This window comes from Aeromonas sp. 1805, from assembly GCF_013085525.1.
Taxonomy (GTDB): domain Bacteria; phylum Pseudomonadota; class Gammaproteobacteria; order Enterobacterales; family Aeromonadaceae; genus Aeromonas; species Aeromonas hydrophila.
This window is the reverse complement of sequence record NZ_CP038515.1, coordinates 52,333-67,062: the sequence shown is the minus strand read 5'-3', so window position 1 is coordinate 67,062 and position 14,730 is coordinate 52,333. Positions and strand designations below refer to the sequence as shown.

The following is a 14,730-nucleotide window of genomic DNA, read 5'->3' as shown; positions in this document are numbered from 1 at the left end:
GAACTCCTTACTTGGCCGCGTTCTGGCCGACCATCTTGGTGGTGATCGCCTTCATCTCTTCGGCAGAGACGGGCTTGACCACGGCGCCGGGACGGGCCTTCATCAGCCCCTCGACGATGTAGCGCTCACCGGGCTCGAGGCCGCTGTCGATCAGCACGCCGCTGTCGACCACGGAACCCAGCTTGACCGGGCGGGGCACCACCTTGTTCTCTTTGTCCACCACCATCACCATGCGGTCGGCCTGGGACTGGACGATGGCGCGCGGCGGCACCAGGATGGCATTTTTGCGGGTGCCCAGATCGATGGTCATGCGCACGAACTGGCCCGGCAGCAGCACGCCGTCCTTGTTGTCGAAGATGGCGCGGGCCCGGATGGTGCCGGTCTGCGGGTCGACCCGGCTGTCGGAGAAGTTGAGCTTGCCCGCCTCGGGATAGACGGAGCCGTCCGCCAGCCGGATGTGGGTGCGCCAGTTGGTGGCATCCTTGGCCTCAATCAATCCCTTTTTCACCGAGTTCTCGAAGTTGAGGCGATCCTGCTCCGAGTAGGAGAAGTTGACGTAGAGGGGATCGAACTGGGTGATGGTGGTGAGCAGGCCATTTTCGCCACTGGTGGAGATGAGGCTGCCCTCGGACTGGGAGCTCTTGCTCGCCATGCCGTTGATGGGGGCGGTGACCTGGGTGTAGCTGAGGTTGAGTTCGGCCTCTTTCACCTTGGCCTGGGCGGCCTGATGGCTGGCGATGGCCGCCTCGTAGTTGGCGATGGTGTCGTCATAGTCCTTGCGGCTCACCACCTGGCGCTTGAACAGCGGGATGATGCGATCCCGGTCGGCGCGGGCCTTGTTGAGGCGGGCCTGCTCCTGGGCCAGGGTGCCCTTGGCCTGTTCCAGCGCCACCTTGTAGGGCTCGGGGTCGATCAGGAACAGCGCCTGACCGGCGGTGACCGGCTGTCCCTCGATGTAGGTGCGCTTGAGCAGGATACCGCTCACCCGGGAACGCACGTCAATTTCGCGAAAACCGGCGGTCTCGCCCACCATCTCGGTGGTCATCGGCACGTCGGTCAGCTTGACCTCGGCCACCACCACGGGCACGGGCGGCAGTGCCTGGGCTCCGGTGGCCGGCTCATCACCACAGGCGGTCAGTGCGCTGGCCAGTGCCAGGGCGATACAGCCGCGCTTGAACATCTCTTCCCTGACGTATTGCACCTTCATCATCACACTCCTGTGGGATGGTGCGCGATTGCCGCGCCCAGCCTTTTTCTTCATGAACATGGTTAACTGCATGGTTACAAATTTAACTCATTGGATTACTGACAGTTTTCTAATGATAGAGCACGAATATTGAACCCAGGCTGCTCGACACTGAAAGTTGTCGGTGTCGATCGCGCCGTGGCGGAGGGGGCCGCGACAATTTGTGTCAGTCTGGCAGACCCTGCATCGTGACCTTGCTGGGGAGCAGGAGACCCGGAGGGAATTATAAGAAGGAAAAAGCGGGGGAAGTGGGGGCTTGGTCACAGAGGGGGCTTCAAATGCCCCCTCTGTTGTCGTTATCAGGCGAAGCAGGCCCAGATGGGGGCGTGATCCGAAGGCTTGTCGATGCCGCGCAGCTCGTAGTCGATGCCGGTCTCGGTCACGGTGTCCTTGAGGGCGTCGGAAGCCATGATGAGGTCGATGCGCAGGCCCCGGTTCTCGTCAAAGCCCCTGGAGCGGTAGTCAAACCAGGAGAAGCGCTCGCACTCGGTGGGGTTAGCGGCGCGGAAGGTGTCGGTCAGGCCGAATCCTTTCAGGCGCTCCATCCATTCGCGCTCGATGGGCAGGAAGGAGCACTTGCCATCCCGCAGCCAGCGCTTGCGGTTCGCTTCGCCGATGCCGATGTCGAGATCGGTGGGGGAGATATTCATATCCCCGATCAGCACCAGCTGATCGCCCGGGGTGTGGTGGGTCTCCAGATAGTGCTGCAGATCCTCGTAGAACTTCTGCTTGGCCGGGAACTTGGTCTCGTGATCCTGGCTTTCACCCTGCGGGAAGTAGCCGTTCATCACCTTGATGAGGGAGTCGTCTTCGCGCTCGAAGGTGGCCATGATCATCCGGCGCTGGGCCTCTTCATCGTCGGTGGGGAAGCCTTTCTCCACCTTGACCGGCTTCTGCTTGCTCATGATGGCCACCCCGTAGTGGGCCTTCTGGCCGTGAAACTCTACGTGATAGCCCATGGCCTCCACGTCGGCCAGCGGGAAGGCCTCGTCGTGTACTTTGATCTCCTGCAGGCCGATCACATCCGGCTGATGCTTGTCGATGATGGCTTGCAGCTGGTGCAGGCGGGCGCGCAGGCCATTGATATTGAAAGAGATGATCTTCATGTCCGGGATGCTCATGTCATTTTTATAAGTGGCTATTGGACTAGGAATCCGCCGTGGATGCAAGTGAAGGCGAGGGGCCACATCCGGGGCGGTCCGCCCGCCACAGCGGGCTCAGCGGGTCATCTTCTTGACGAACACCACCACAAACAGCGCCAGCGTGAAGCTGCCGGTGAAGGCCTCGAAGGCGGCGAAGAGCCTTGAGAGGCCGATGGGGGTGAAGTCGCCATAACCCAGGGTGGTGAAGGTCACCACGCTGTAGTAGAGGCACTCCAGCAGAAAGATGGCGTTCTGCTCAACAGGAGCGCCGGGCCGGTAGATGAGGTGGTTGCCGTTGAAGCTCAGGCCAAAGAAGAAGTAGAAGATGCTGCAGATGAAGATGAGCAGCAGAGAGAAGAGTACCACCCGCATGGGGGCCTCGCCGTAGCCGCAGAACAGATCGACGATCCAGGAGGTGAAGCGCTGGGTCGACCAGAACGGCAGCTGCAGCCTACGCATGGTGAGCTCCTGCTGGATGTAGCGGCCGGACATGGTGAAGATGCCCTGCGCTTCCGAGGCCTTGCGCAGATCGCGATAGGTCTCTTCGGCCTCCTTCAGCCAGATGCGGGCCTGCACCGGGTCGCGCTCCTTGCGGCCGCGCCGCTCCTGCATCAGCCGCTTGCCGGTATCCAGGTTGTCGAGGCGGGTGTTGTGCCAGCGAATGCCGAGCAGGTTGACGTCGTCGAAGGTGGCGCAGTGCAGGTTCGCTTCGCTGAGATCCGCCTTCATCAGGCTGCCGCCCTTGATGCGAATGCCGTAGAGGTGGGCCCCCTGCAGATTGGCACGGTAGAGGTTGCACTGCTCCAGCAGGAACCCCTGCGGGGCCCCTTTTTTCACCAGGTTGAGGCCCGCCAGATTGGCGCGGGCCAGCTGCAAGCCGTGGCACAGCCCACCCTGCTGGATGTAATGCTCCAGCTCGCGGGCGGTGTGGGGATCCTGATGATTGGCATGGGGATCGTGCCAGCGGCACAGATCATGGTCTCCCGCCTCTTCGCTGCAGTGGCGACCGTCCGCCACCAGATATCGACACATGGCCATCGCCACTCTCCTCCCTTTGCCGAGTCAGTATCAGCATAGGCGAGCGGGCCCTGGTCAGCTGAGCTGGGTAAACTCCTGACGCAGCTTGCGAAAACGATCCTGCTGGGCCGGATTGAGGGGGATGCCGTCCAGCACCTCCAGGGTCTCCTTGCACTCGGCGCCAAACTCCGGGCTCTTGCGGTTTTTCTGCATCAGCTGCAGCAGCACCTGGATCTTGTTGAGGGCGGCGCCGGTATTGGCCGGGGCCCGGCGCAGCGCTTCGCGAAAGTGGCCGAGCGCCTGCTCCAGCTCGCCGCTCTGATAGGCCTTGATGCCCAGTTCGTTGAGCTGCTGATAGCGCTGGCGACGCTCAAGCACTGTCTTGTCGTCGCGGGTGGCCTGGATGCAGGTGGTGAGCAGCCGATCCTCGTCTTCGGCCAGCAGCGCTTGCAGGCTCTCGGCATATTCGAATTCGCCGAGCTGATAGAGGGCGAGGATGGTCTCGCCCAGCAGGCTGGGGGGCATGGTGGCCGGCTGATCGAGCCAGTTCTGGTTGGCGCGGTAGAGCATCTTCTTGCCCTTGAGCAGCTCGCCGAGGGCGATCTGCACCCGGGCCTGGCAGATCTGCTCGAACACCGGGTAGTTGAACTCCGACATCATCAGCGAATCGCGGATGCGCGACAGGGCCGAGTTGACCTGCTTTTGCAGGTTGGCGATGTGGTAGATGTCGTTGCTGTTGAGAGCGTAGAGGGTCAGCGACTGGATATAGGCCCCCAGGTAGTGGGGGGTGCGATGAATGGAGTTGCGCGACAGGTCGATGAGGGAGAGCAGCACGTCCTTGGCCTGGGCGTAGTCGTGGCGCAGCAGGCACACCTCCGCCAGCCGGCGGGAGAGCTGCACCGACTGGGGTGAGATGTCGACCGCCCGCTTGAGCTCCTGCTGGGCCTGTTCGTCATTGCCGAGCGCGAGCTGGGACTCTGCCAGCCAGAGATGGGCCTCCACCATCAGCGGGGTGTTCTTGAGGGTGGCCTGCAGGTGGCTCACCGCCTCTTCGTTCAGCCCCAGGGTGTGGCACGCCTTGCCCAGCGTCAGCCGGGCCCAGCTGTTCTCCTGACCGGCCAGCAGCTGGCGCATCAGGCTGCGGGCCTCCTTGGCCTGGCCCAGCTTGAGCTGGGTGTCGGCCTGCAGACAGCGACAGAAGTTGGCAAAGCGCGGCACCGCGTCGGCCCGCTCGGCGCAGGCGGCGAGCAGGGTGGGCAAGTCCTCTTTGGCAAGGGCGCTGAACACGCTCTCCAGCGCCTGACGGCGGGCGAGGGCGCGTTTGAGGCGAAACGAAAACTGCTCCTGGGAGAAGGGCTTCATCAGGTATTCGTCGGGCTCGGCCTCCAGCGCGCTCAGCACCATGGCGCGGGAGCTGTCGCCGCTCACCATGATCACCACGCTCTGGGGCGGAATGAGCTTCTGATCCCGCAGGCTCTCCAGCAGCTGGCGGCCGTTCTCGCCGACCCCCAGCTCGTAATCGAGCAGGTAGATGTCAAAGGTCTCTTTCTGGCAGCGCCGTCTCGCCTCTTCGGCCGAGTTGGCATAGGTGATGCGGCTGATGCCGATGTTGATCAGCATCGCCTTCATCATCACCTGAAAGGAGCGCTGTTCGTTGACCAGCAGGATGCGCTTCGGTTTGGGTGGGGCTTTTTTCTCTGGTTCGGATTCCGGTGTCTGCATCTGTCTGGTCAGGGCGCTACGGGCGGATAACAGAAGTGTGCCACCAAAGCGCGCAGACAGGCAATTGAACATGGGGCGCCGCCGCGGTTTTTCCGCCAAGCCCCGCCATTCATGGCTTCTGCCGGACCAAATAGGAGGTGAACTGGGGGAGGGTAGGTGGCGAACTCCTGCCTGACCGGGACGGTGAAGCCGCCCACCGACCGACGCTGAGATCGCCCCTTCGGGCGGTTTTTTTCAGGGCGGGGATTGTGCGCTCAGGTGTCTTTTGATACCACTGAATGCTTTCCCCTGCGGATCAGCTGCCATTGCGCGACAAGGAGTTCCCATGCGCCTGCCCCCCTTTCCACCGCTGGTCTGGATCGTGATCCTGGGCACCTTCATGGTGCGCACCAGTTTCTTCATGGTCTGGCCCTTTCTCTCGATCCTGCTCTACCGGGAGTATGATCTCTCGGCGTCCGGCATCGGGATGCTGCTGGGCGGCGCGGCCGTGCTCTCCTGCCTCATCGGCTTCTACGTCGGCTGGCTCTCCGACCGGCTTGGCCGGCGCACCATACTGCTGCTCGGCTGCGTCCTGTCGTGCGGCGCCTACCTGCTGCTCGGGTTTGGCCACTCCCTCTGGCTCATCGCCCTCGGGGTGTTTGGCTCTGGTCTCTCCTACGCCTTCATCGACACGCCGGGCAAGGCGCTGATGGGGGATCTGCTGCCCGAGAAGGCGCAGCGGGAGCTGGCTCAACACCTGCGCTACTTCCTGCTCAACGTGGGGGCGGGGGTGGGACCGCTCATCGGCGTCATGGTGGGGCTCGGTGCGCGCCAGGAGACCTTCGTGGTGACGGCCGCCAGCTATGGCCTGCTCGGCATCGCCTTCCTGCTCGGTTTTCGCCGCGAGTGCGCTGGCCGGCCGGATGCGGGCCTCACCCTGGGGGCCATGCTGAGGGTGGTGGGGCGGGATCGGGCCTTCATGCTGTTCATCCTCGCCAACCTGCTGATGATGCTGGTCTACGCCCAGGTGGAATCGCCGCTGATCCAGTATCTGACCCGCGCCGGCGCCCCCGAGGTGGAGACCCTGGTGGCCCTGCTGGTGGCCACCAATGCGCTGACCATCATCACCCTGCAGTTTCCGCTGCTGCATCTGACCCGGTGCTGGCGGGTGAGCCTGCGGCTGCAGTTCTCCATCCTGCTGATGGCGTCCGCCCAGGTGTTGTTCGCCCTGTCTAGCCCGGCCCTGCTGTGGCCCTGGCTGGTAGCGGTGTTCTTGCTGAGCGTGGGGGAGGCGGTGCTGTTCCCGCTCTTCAACGTGCTGATCGACGAGATGGCGCCGGCCCACCTCAAGGGGAGCTACTTCGGTGCCAGCGCGCTGGCCGGGCTTGGCTGGGCGCTCTCGCCCCTGGTGGGGGCTGGCTGTTGCAGGTGTGGGGCGGCCCGGCCCTGTTCGCCGTGATGACCGCTATTTGCGTGCTGGTGTTTCTTCTCTACGGGGCGGGCAACCGGGTGGCGCGCCCGTCAGCCGACTCGGCCGGCTGCGGGGAGTAGCCTGAAAGTATCCGGTCGGTGGTCACTGGCCTGATGCCAAGCCGCCGGTGGCCCCGGCGCCTCGGCGCACTCCCATCGACTAGTGCCGACGTGAAGACAAGGAGGCCCCGCAGTGCGGGGCCTCTTTATGGCTGTTGAGTTATGGCGGCTGATTTATGGCTGTTTGGCCACCAGATAGGGGGTGAACTGGGGGGTATGGCTGGCGGCGAAGCCCTGCTCGGTCTTGACGATGAGATAGACCGCGAGACCGTGCGCCTTGGCAAAGGCCATCGCCTGCTCCGGCCCCATCACCATGAGGGCGGTGTCGAGGGCGTCGGCCTCGAGCGCGGTCGGGGTGATGACGCTGGCGGAGACCAGCTTGTGGCTGATGGGCTGGCCGGTGGCGGGGTCGATGATGTGGGAGTAGCGCTTGCCGTCGAGCTCGTAGTAGTTGCGATAGCTGCCGGCGGTGCTGAGGGCCATGCCGTTGGGGATCACCACGTCCGAGAAGGCGCCGGGCTGGTCGGACGGCTCGACGATGGCCACCCGCCAGGGCTTGCCCTTGGCGTTGTTGCCCTTGCTGCGCACGGCGCCGGCCACCTCGATGAGATAGTTGTGCACCCCTTTTTGCTCCAGCAGGCTGGCAATTTCGTCAGAGGCGGCTCCCTCGCCCAGGGTGGAGAGATCGAGGTAGAGGTCGGGGATGCGCTTGCCGAGCAGGAAGTGATCCCCCTCGGGCACCAATGTCAGCCGGTCGATGCCCACCTTGTGGCGGGCATTGGCAATCTGCTCGGCGCTGGGCCGTTTGACGGGCCGCTTGTCCGGCCCGAATCCCCACAGGTTGACCAGCGGGCCCACGGTGACGTCGAGCTTGCCTGCGGTGAGATGGCCGGCGTCGATGCCCTGCTGCACGATGTTGGCCATGGTAGCGGGAATGGCCATGGGAGGCTGGCCGCTGCCCTGATTGAAGCGGGAGATGAGGGAGTTCGGGTCGTAGGTGGAGATCTCGTGATTCATCCGTACCAGCAGGGCATCGACCTCTTGCTGCAGTGCCGGCTCGCCGCCCGGGAAGGGGTCGCTCAGGGTCACCGCGTAAAAGGTGCCCATGGTCTTGCCCTGAATGCGGGTCTGGGTCGGGGCCGGCTGACAGGCGGTCAGCATCAGCAGCAGGGTCAACAACAGGCCACGGTGGGCCGGGTGAGCAAGAAGCGACATGACGGATCTCTTTGGCTGAAACGGATGGCACGGGATGCAAGCGTGCCGGGGTCGCCAGCTTAGCCAAGGGGGCGACGGCGGGCGAGCCGCGGCTGGACAAAAGTGCGGGGGATAATTAAACAAAGAGTGGTTAGTGGGTGGCGTGGCCGGTTCGTCCAGACAAAAAATGGGGGGAATCTGGTGACCTGACCCGCAGCTTTGCGCTAAAGACATAGCCGAATGACGACAGTTGAGTAGAATAAGGTCGATTTTGACAGCATGTTTGCCAGCCATGGTGCGAGCCCGCAGGCAATTGTGTTGCCATCTATTGCCAATCAAAGGAGAGGATGATGAAAAAGGCGATTACCCTGCTGTTTCTGAGCACCCTGGCGGCCCCGGCTCTGGCCGATGAGTGCGCGTTGGTCATCGAAGGCAATGATGCCATGCAGTACAACCTCAAGGAGATGAGCGTCCCGGCCACCTGCAAAGAGGTCACCGTGACCCTGAACCATACCGGCAAGATGCCGGTGACCGCCATGGGTCACAACTGGGCGCTGGCCAACACCGCCGACTATCAGGCCGTGGCCACCGCGGGCATGAGCGCCGGTGCCGACAACAACTACCTGCCCAAGGATGACCCGCGCGTACTGGCTCACACCAAACTGGTGGGCGGCGGCGAGAGCACCAGCGTCACCTTCAAGACCGACGGCCTGGCCGGCAAAGATCTCACCTTCTTCTGCTCCTTCCCCGGCCACTTCGCCATGATGAAGGGCACCTTCAAGGTCGGCTAAACACCGCTTGTCGACCCAGAAGCCGGGCACTGCCCGGCTTTTTTGTGGTCGCTTGCGGCGTGAGTTGGATGCCTGTGATGGCTCTATCGCACGCCGTTTTATGATCCGGCGCCAGGTGAGCGGGGGAGTGAGCAGGTAAAATAGGCGCCTTTCGGGCCTGCTGGGCCCGCTCGAGAGGAACCAAGGTCGTCATGAAAGCCATGAAATGGGTGATCAGCTGTTGCCTGCTGCTGGTGTGCGCCATCGCGCTGGCAGCGGAGCCGCCGGTCAAGAAGAGCAGAAACGGCATCTGTCATCCCCAGGGCGGCACCTATTACAGCCGCACCAAGCACTACACCCCCTACGACTCCATGCAGGCCTGTCTCGACAGCGGCGGACGGGCGCCCAAACGCTGACCGGTGTCAGGCCTGCACCTGCCGCCTATTTGGGCTGCAGGGTAAAAAAGGCGATGGCGCTCTTCTTCTGGCAGTCGAAGTGGATGCTCTGCTCGCCGCTGATCAGCAGGGTCTCGTTGACCGCCATGGGGTGGCCCGCCGCCGTGAGCTGGCCGCTCAACAGGTAACAGAGATAGGTCTTGTCCGCTTCCAGGGTGAGGGTGAGCGGGAAGGGCAGATTGAGCACCCGCACGTTGGCGCTGAGGCGGGCCGGATCATAGATGAGCCCCAGATCCGTCACCTCTTTTTTCAGCAGTTCGCAGTGGGTGTCGTCATCCCCGCTGAAGTGGGCCGCCTCGAAGGTGGCGTAGGGGTGGCCGTTGAGCACGAAGCCGGCCCCGCTGATGGGCAGCAGGATGCGCTGATAGCCGGGAAATTTCGAGAAGGGGCCGGCCCCCTTGATGGGCGCCGAGCTCAGCCGGTAGGCAAAATCGAGCTTGTCGAGGCTGGTGCCGGCAGGGGAGATGAGGATCTGGGCTGTGGTGCCCTGCTTGTTCTTCCAGGGCATCTTCAGCTGGTCGGACTCTTTTATCAGGGTGATCAATGGCGCCTCGGCAGGTGGTGAGCGGGGTGAATCGTGTGGCCAGTGATACCACCCAACCCGCCGCTCCACAAGGTTGCCGCCGTCGCCGGCCATCCGCTTGCCCACTATTTCGCCGATGCCACCCGCTTCGCCCCTCCTGGTCCCCTGCCGCGTCGTCAGCCCTGTATGAAATGCCGCCACTTGGGCAAGGCGGACAAGGGCAAAGCCTCAGGCTGTGATCCCGGCGCTGTTAAAGCGGCGGCGGCTCGCTACACTGGCTGCTCTGTTGCCCAAGGAGGCCCCATGACTCACAAGATCATTCTGGATACCGATCCCGGTATCGATGACGCCATGGCAATTCTGTTTGCCGAAGCCCATCCCGCCATCGAGCTGCTCGCCATCACCACCGTATTTGGCAACGCCACCATCGAGAACGGTACCCGCAACGCCCTCTGGCTCAAGCAGCAATACGGCATGAAGGCGGACGTGGCGCAGGGGGCGGCCGCCCCGCTGCGGCGCGAGCCGGTGGGCCCGACCACCGTGGTGCACGGGCCGAGCGGGTTTGGGGATGTGACGGCGGGGGAAGTGACCCTGGCGCCGGATCCCCGGCCGGCCTGGCAGTATATCGTCGAGGCAGTGAAGGCCGCCCCCGGCGAGATCACCCTGGTTACCATAGGCCCGCTCACCAACCTGGCGCTGGCGCTGCAAGAGGCCCCCGAGATCACCGGCCTGGTGAAGCAGGTGGTGGTTATGGGGGGCGCCTTTGGCGTCAACGGCCATCGCGGCAACGTGACTCCCTATGCCGAGGCCAACATCCACGACGATCCGGATGCTGCCGATCGGGTGTTCACCGCCGACTGGCCGGTGGTGATCATCGGGCTGGACGTGACCCAGCAGAGTTTCTTCAGCAGCGCTTATCTGGATGCGCTGCGCGACGACGCGGGCGAGCCGGGGCGCTTCCTGTGGGATGTCAGCCGCTTCTATCTGCGCTTCTACTCGGAGCGGATCGGGCTCGACGGCTGCCACGTGCACGACCCGTCCGCCATCGCCTACGTGATCGATCCGACCCTGTTCACTCTGCGCGAGGGGCCGGTGCGGGTCATCAACGAGGGGCCCGCCATCGGTCACACCCTGCAGAAATTTGACGGCAAGTCCCACCCCCACGACGGCTGGGCCGATTATCGTGCCCAGCAGGTCGGGGTGGCGGTGCGGGATCAGGCGCTGCTGGCGCTCTATCGGGAGACGCTGGTGGCCTGGGGCCGCAGCCGCTAGGGGCGCTTGGCGAGCAGGGGGGCCTGCGGCCGGGCTTGAGGCGCGGCTGTGATCCGTGCCAAACAATCGGGGGCCAGTTGCGGCTTATACTGTCCGCAACCGTGTGAAGAAGGAGAAACAGGATGGCCTGGTTGTCGTTGCTGGTGGCGATCGCCCTCATCTGGTGGTTGATGAAGCTGGGGCGTGGCGCCCTGTTCGAGATCCGGCTTGCGCCAGGCAAGGTGCAGGTCAAGCGGGGCAAGGTGTCGCCGGCGTTCATCGAGCAGGCCAGGCAGATCCTGCGCCACGAGACGGTGCGCGGGCGCATCCTGGGTCAGCGCGATGGCGATGGGGTCAAGCTGGTCTTCTCCCGCTCCATTCCCGAGCCGGTGGCCCAGCGCTTTCGCAACATCTTCCCCTATGGCGATTACCGGCTGGGGGCGGTGCCGCTCTCCGGCTCCAAACCGCGCAAGGGGTGAGTCGTCACTCACATAGCAAACGGGCCTCCACTGGAGGCCCGTTTCGTTATGGTCGGCGCGAGTTATTGGTGCAGGGCGCGCTGGGCCTTGACCGTCTCCGGTTTGATGGCCACCCCTTCATTGCCCCAGGAGGCACGCAGGGTGTTGACCAGCTCGGCGATCTGCTGATCGTTGAGGGTCCAGCCATAGCCCGGCATGTGGTAGCCGATGTTGCCCTGGGTGACCGGGGTCTCGGCGCCGTGCAGCAGCACGTTGAGCAGGCTGCTCGGGTCCTCGGCCAGCACGGTCTGGTTGCCCACCAGCGAGGGGATGACGTGGTCATTGCCCTGGCCGTTGACCCCGTGGCAGGTGGAGCAGTACATGGCGTAGTCCGCCTTGCCGCCGGCGCTGGCGTAGGCCCGGTTGCCCTTGCTGGCCGCGGCGTCGTCACCGAGTTCGGTCAGGTAGGTGGCGATGCTGGCCAGGTCCGCGTCGCTGAAGTACTGGCTGCTGTGCGTGATCACTTCCGCCATGGGGCCGCTGACGGCCTGATGCTGGCTGCGGCCGGTTTTCAGCAGGTCGATCAGCGCCTGCTTGTCGTAGCGGGTGCCGCGAATGTTGGGGGCATACCAGCCATCCAGGGTGGCGCCGCTCAGATAGAGGGGATCTGCCTCGGTCAGGGCTTTTTCCTGCATGCCGAGCCCGCGCGGGGTGTGGCAGCTGCCGCAGTGACCCGCCCCCTGCACCAGATAGGCGCCGCGATTCCACGCCTCGCTCTTGCCGGCTACCGGGGTAAAGCGACTGTCATCGTGATAGACCCAGTTCCAGCCGTTGAGCGGCCAGCGCATGTTGAGCGGCCAGGGGATGTCGCTCTCCTTGTTGGCAACTGCTTGCGGCTGCACATCCTGCATCAGGTAGTGGTAGAGGGCGGTGAGATCCTCATCGCTCATCTTGGCGTAGGCGGTGTAGGGCATGGCCGGGTAGAGGGGATCGCCGCTGCGGGTGATCCCTTCACGCATCACCTTGAGGAACTCGGGCAGGCTGTAGTTGCCGATGCCGTGGGTCTTGTCGGGGGTGATGTTGGTGGCAAACACGGTGCCGATGGGGGTGGGGAAGCCCTTGCCGCCGGCGAGCGGCTTGCTCGCCTCGCTGGTATGGCAGGCGGCACAGTCCCCCAGCTTGGCCACGTATTCGCCGGCCGACATGGCAGGCGCGGCCTGCAGGGTGAAGGCGGGCAGGGCCAGCAGCACGGCGCTGGCTGTCAGGGTCAGGGAACGGATCATTTGGCACCTCCCTTGTGCATGGCAACCAGCTCGTTGACGGCGCGCCAGGCCTGATCGATGGCGGAGTGGGCGTAGGGGCTCCAGTCCGAGTCGGAGTTGGCGATGGTGATGTTGCCGACCGGCTGGCGGCCCAGCTCGATCCACTTGTCGCACTGCTCCTCGTCATCGAACAGGGTGTTGGTGATGTAGGAGTAGCCGTGGGACCAGCGGTTGACCGTGATGGCGAGGATATCCTGCTCATGGTTGAAACCGGCGCCGCCCAGCATCCCCTGCAACTGTTCGCGGATCATCTGCTCGTGCTGCTCGAACGGCATGCCGAGGATCATGGCGCGCCCCTTGCGGGACTGCTCGCGGGCCGAGAGGCCGCTGCCTGGCAGGGTCGGCACGTAGACCATGTGCAGGCACATGGGCTGATCCGGGTTCTTGGGATGCTCGTAGCCGCCGAGGTTGACCGGGTAGTCGAGCTTGACCCGGCTGTAGGGGGCGGCGGGGGAGTAGACCTCGTGCACCCCCAGCTTGACGAAGGATTGCCAGTTCTTGATCACCACCTTGGTGTAGACCAGCGGCGCCTTGACGTTCTGGCGCAGTGCCTCCTTCTGGGGCTCCGCCATTTCGGGCACCATGTAGGGGATCATCATGTTGTAGCCAGCCATGATGGACTGTTTGGCCCGCACCCGGTGCAGTTTCCCCTCCTTGATGTAAGTGACGTCCACTCCCTGTTTGCCATCTTTGAGCGACACGTTTTTGGCCTGCAGCGCCGTGCTGCCGAGGCGCAACTGCACCTTGTGTTCAGGCAGGTCGAGCTTGCTGTAGTCAAACTTGGCCAGCACCACGTCCTGCATGGTGTGGCCGGGGGCCACCTGCGGGATGAGCTTGCGCACCATCAAGCGGGTCAGGCCGGCGTTGCCGTCCGGGAAGTGGAAGATGTAGGGATCGTCCAGCTCCGCCTGCTCCTCGGCATCGAGTGGGGTCAGGTTCATGCCGCCAAAACCGGGCAGGGCGCACAGGCGTGCATCGGCGCAGGCGGTGGCATCGATGCCGACCGCCTGGAAGTCGTTGGTGCGTTGCTGGAAGTAGGTGATGGCCCGCTCGCTCAGGCCCACCTTGTCGCGCAGGAAGGTGGTGTAGCTGTTGCGGGTCATCCAGAGGTCTTTTTCCGCCTGGGTCATGCCGCTCAGGTAGTCGGTCTTCTCCTCGTGCAGCGCCAGCAGGGCCGCCTTGTCGCTCTCATCGAGCGGGAAGTCGCCGATAAACTCTGCCAGCGGCCGGCCGTTCAGGCGATCGCGCGGGATGTCGTCGGCCACGTTGTGGCCAGGGTCGCCGCTCACCACCTTGTTGACGCCAAAGTGCTTCTCGTCGAAGTAGACGCCGCGGCTCAGGCCCAGATCCGGGTAGAAGGTCTGCTGGAAGCCTTTGGCCAGCTCGTCGATGTTGACCTCGAGTGCCTTGAGCAGCCCCAGTGCCACCGGACTGTAGACAGAGCGCGGCGATTGCAGGGATTCGCTGCCACCGTAACCCAGCCGCAGGCCGTCCGGGGTGGTGAACTCGTTGCGCTTGGCATGGCCACCGAAGTCGTCGTGGTTGTCGAGCAGCAGGATCTTTTTGTCCGCGCCGAGCAGTTGCTGATAGAAGCAGGCCGCCGCCAGACCGCTGATGCCGGCGCCGACGATCACCAGATCGTATTCGCCCTCGAGGGGAATGTTGGCGAAGTCATACTGTTTGCCGTCGCGGGCGATGCTGTGGGCCGGTTCGAAGGAGCCAGGGTGGTTGCCGCGCAGCCCGGTGAGGGCGGGCGGGTAGACCAGCGTTTTTTCAGCCAGTGCCGTGCCGCCTTCGGCCGCTTGCAGCAGCTTGATGGGGGCAACCCCGGCCGCAATGGTGATGGCGACGCCGTTGAGAAAGTCTCTGCGTGTGATGCTCATGGCAATCCCTGTGTATGAAGAGTCGAGTGAGAAATGGGACAAGGTTGAATTCGTGACTGGCGAGTAACGAAGGGGCGCAACCTACCGCCATATCCGGATGGAGTCCATGGGTTTGATAATAACTTATTAAACAAAATGATGGACCCTGTGATCGACCAGGTCGCATGAGATGCATGTGGCGTGCATGTTTGCGGGTAAAGCCGTACCAACCTCATGGAATTAATTGAAATTTAATTTG

12 protein-coding genes and 1 pseudogene are annotated in these 14,730 nt (G+C 63.7%); 5 read left to right on the top strand and 8 right to left on the bottom strand.

The annotated features are described in order from the left end of the window. Positions 1–7 precede the first annotated feature (7 nt). The 4 genes from E5E96_RS00280 to E5E96_RS00265 form a co-directional block, all read right to left on the bottom strand. Positions 8–1,207 (bottom strand): efflux RND transporter periplasmic adaptor subunit, encoded by a 1,200-nt coding sequence (locus E5E96_RS00280; protein WP_011706757.1) that lies wholly within the window; start codon positions 1,205–1,207, stop codon positions 8–10. A gap of 338 nt (positions 1,208–1,545) precedes the next feature. Further along, the gene (gene xthA, locus E5E96_RS00275) at positions 1,546–2,352 is read right to left on the bottom strand and encodes an exodeoxyribonuclease III (protein ID WP_171281295.1); all 807 of its coding nucleotides are present in this window, start codon (positions 2,350–2,352) and stop codon (positions 1,546–1,548) included. 111 nt (positions 2,353–2,463) lie between these two features. Beyond that, positions 2,464–3,426 carry an ion channel gene (locus E5E96_RS00270; RefSeq protein ID WP_171281294.1) on the bottom strand — a complete coding sequence of 321 codons (963 nt, stop codon included), beginning with the start codon at positions 3,424–3,426 and terminating at the stop codon, positions 2,464–2,466. Positions 3,427–3,480: 54 nt separating this feature from the next. Further along, positions 3,481–5,127, bottom strand: a complete 1,647-nt coding sequence (locus E5E96_RS00265; protein ID WP_024945060.1) for a tetratricopeptide repeat-containing response regulator — start codon at positions 5,125–5,127, stop codon at positions 3,481–3,483. Positions 5,128–5,452: 325 nt separating this feature from the next. Between E5E96_RS00265 and E5E96_RS00260 the strand changes: the two are divergent. After that, positions 5,453–6,657 (top strand): annotated as a pseudogene (locus tag E5E96_RS00260) (MDR family MFS transporter). A 153-nt stretch (positions 6,658–6,810) separates the two neighbouring features. Here the strand turns inward: E5E96_RS00260 and E5E96_RS00255 are convergent. Next, positions 6,811–7,851 (bottom strand): FAD:protein FMN transferase, encoded by a 1,041-nt coding sequence (locus E5E96_RS00255; protein WP_171281293.1) that lies wholly within the window; start codon positions 7,849–7,851, stop codon positions 6,811–6,813. A gap of 329 nt (positions 7,852–8,180) precedes the next feature. Here E5E96_RS00255 and azu point away from each other — a divergent pair, with 329 nt between their 5' ends. Together azu and E5E96_RS00245 are read left to right on the top strand one after the other, a co-directional pair. After that, positions 8,181–8,621 carry an azurin gene (gene azu / locus E5E96_RS00250; RefSeq protein WP_016351438.1) on the top strand — a complete coding sequence of 147 codons (441 nt, stop codon included), beginning with the start codon at positions 8,181–8,183 and terminating at the stop codon, positions 8,619–8,621. A gap of 191 nt (positions 8,622–8,812) precedes the next feature. Beyond that, complete coding sequence (locus E5E96_RS00245; protein WP_124252375.1) at positions 8,813–9,016, top strand: hypothetical protein; 204 nt, start codon at positions 8,813–8,815, stop codon at positions 9,014–9,016. A 25-nt stretch (positions 9,017–9,041) separates the two neighbouring features. Here the strand turns inward: E5E96_RS00245 and E5E96_RS00240 are convergent, their stop codons facing one another. Then, positions 9,042–9,599 carry a HutD family protein gene (locus E5E96_RS00240; protein ID WP_024945057.1) on the bottom strand — a complete coding sequence of 186 codons (558 nt, stop codon included), beginning with the start codon at positions 9,597–9,599 and terminating at the stop codon, positions 9,042–9,044. A 282-nt stretch (positions 9,600–9,881) separates the two neighbouring features. On the opposite strand from E5E96_RS00240, the gene E5E96_RS00235 reads away from it, so the two are divergent. Next, a complete protein-coding gene (locus E5E96_RS00235) occupies positions 9,882–10,850 on the top strand; it encodes a nucleoside hydrolase (RefSeq protein ID WP_016351435.1) in 969 nt (322 codons plus the stop codon). A gap of 122 nt (positions 10,851–10,972) precedes the next feature. Continuing rightward, complete coding sequence (locus E5E96_RS00230; RefSeq protein WP_017410690.1) at positions 10,973–11,308, top strand: DUF3634 family protein; 336 nt, start codon at positions 10,973–10,975, stop codon at positions 11,306–11,308. A gap of 62 nt (positions 11,309–11,370) precedes the next feature. Here E5E96_RS00230 and E5E96_RS00225 read toward each other — a convergent pair whose 3' ends face one another. Both E5E96_RS00225 and E5E96_RS00220 read right to left on the bottom strand, forming a co-directional pair. After that, on the bottom strand, positions 11,371–12,570 hold the full coding sequence (locus E5E96_RS00225) for a cytochrome c (protein WP_171281292.1): 1,200 nt from the start codon (positions 12,568–12,570) through the stop codon (positions 11,371–11,373). Next, positions 12,567–14,492, bottom strand: a complete 1,926-nt coding sequence (locus E5E96_RS00220; RefSeq protein ID WP_171281291.1) for an FAD/NAD(P)-binding protein — start codon at positions 14,490–14,492, stop codon at positions 12,567–12,569. Before E5E96_RS00220 ends, E5E96_RS00225 begins: the two co-directional genes overlap by 4 nt. Positions 14,493–14,730: the final 238 nt, after the last annotated feature.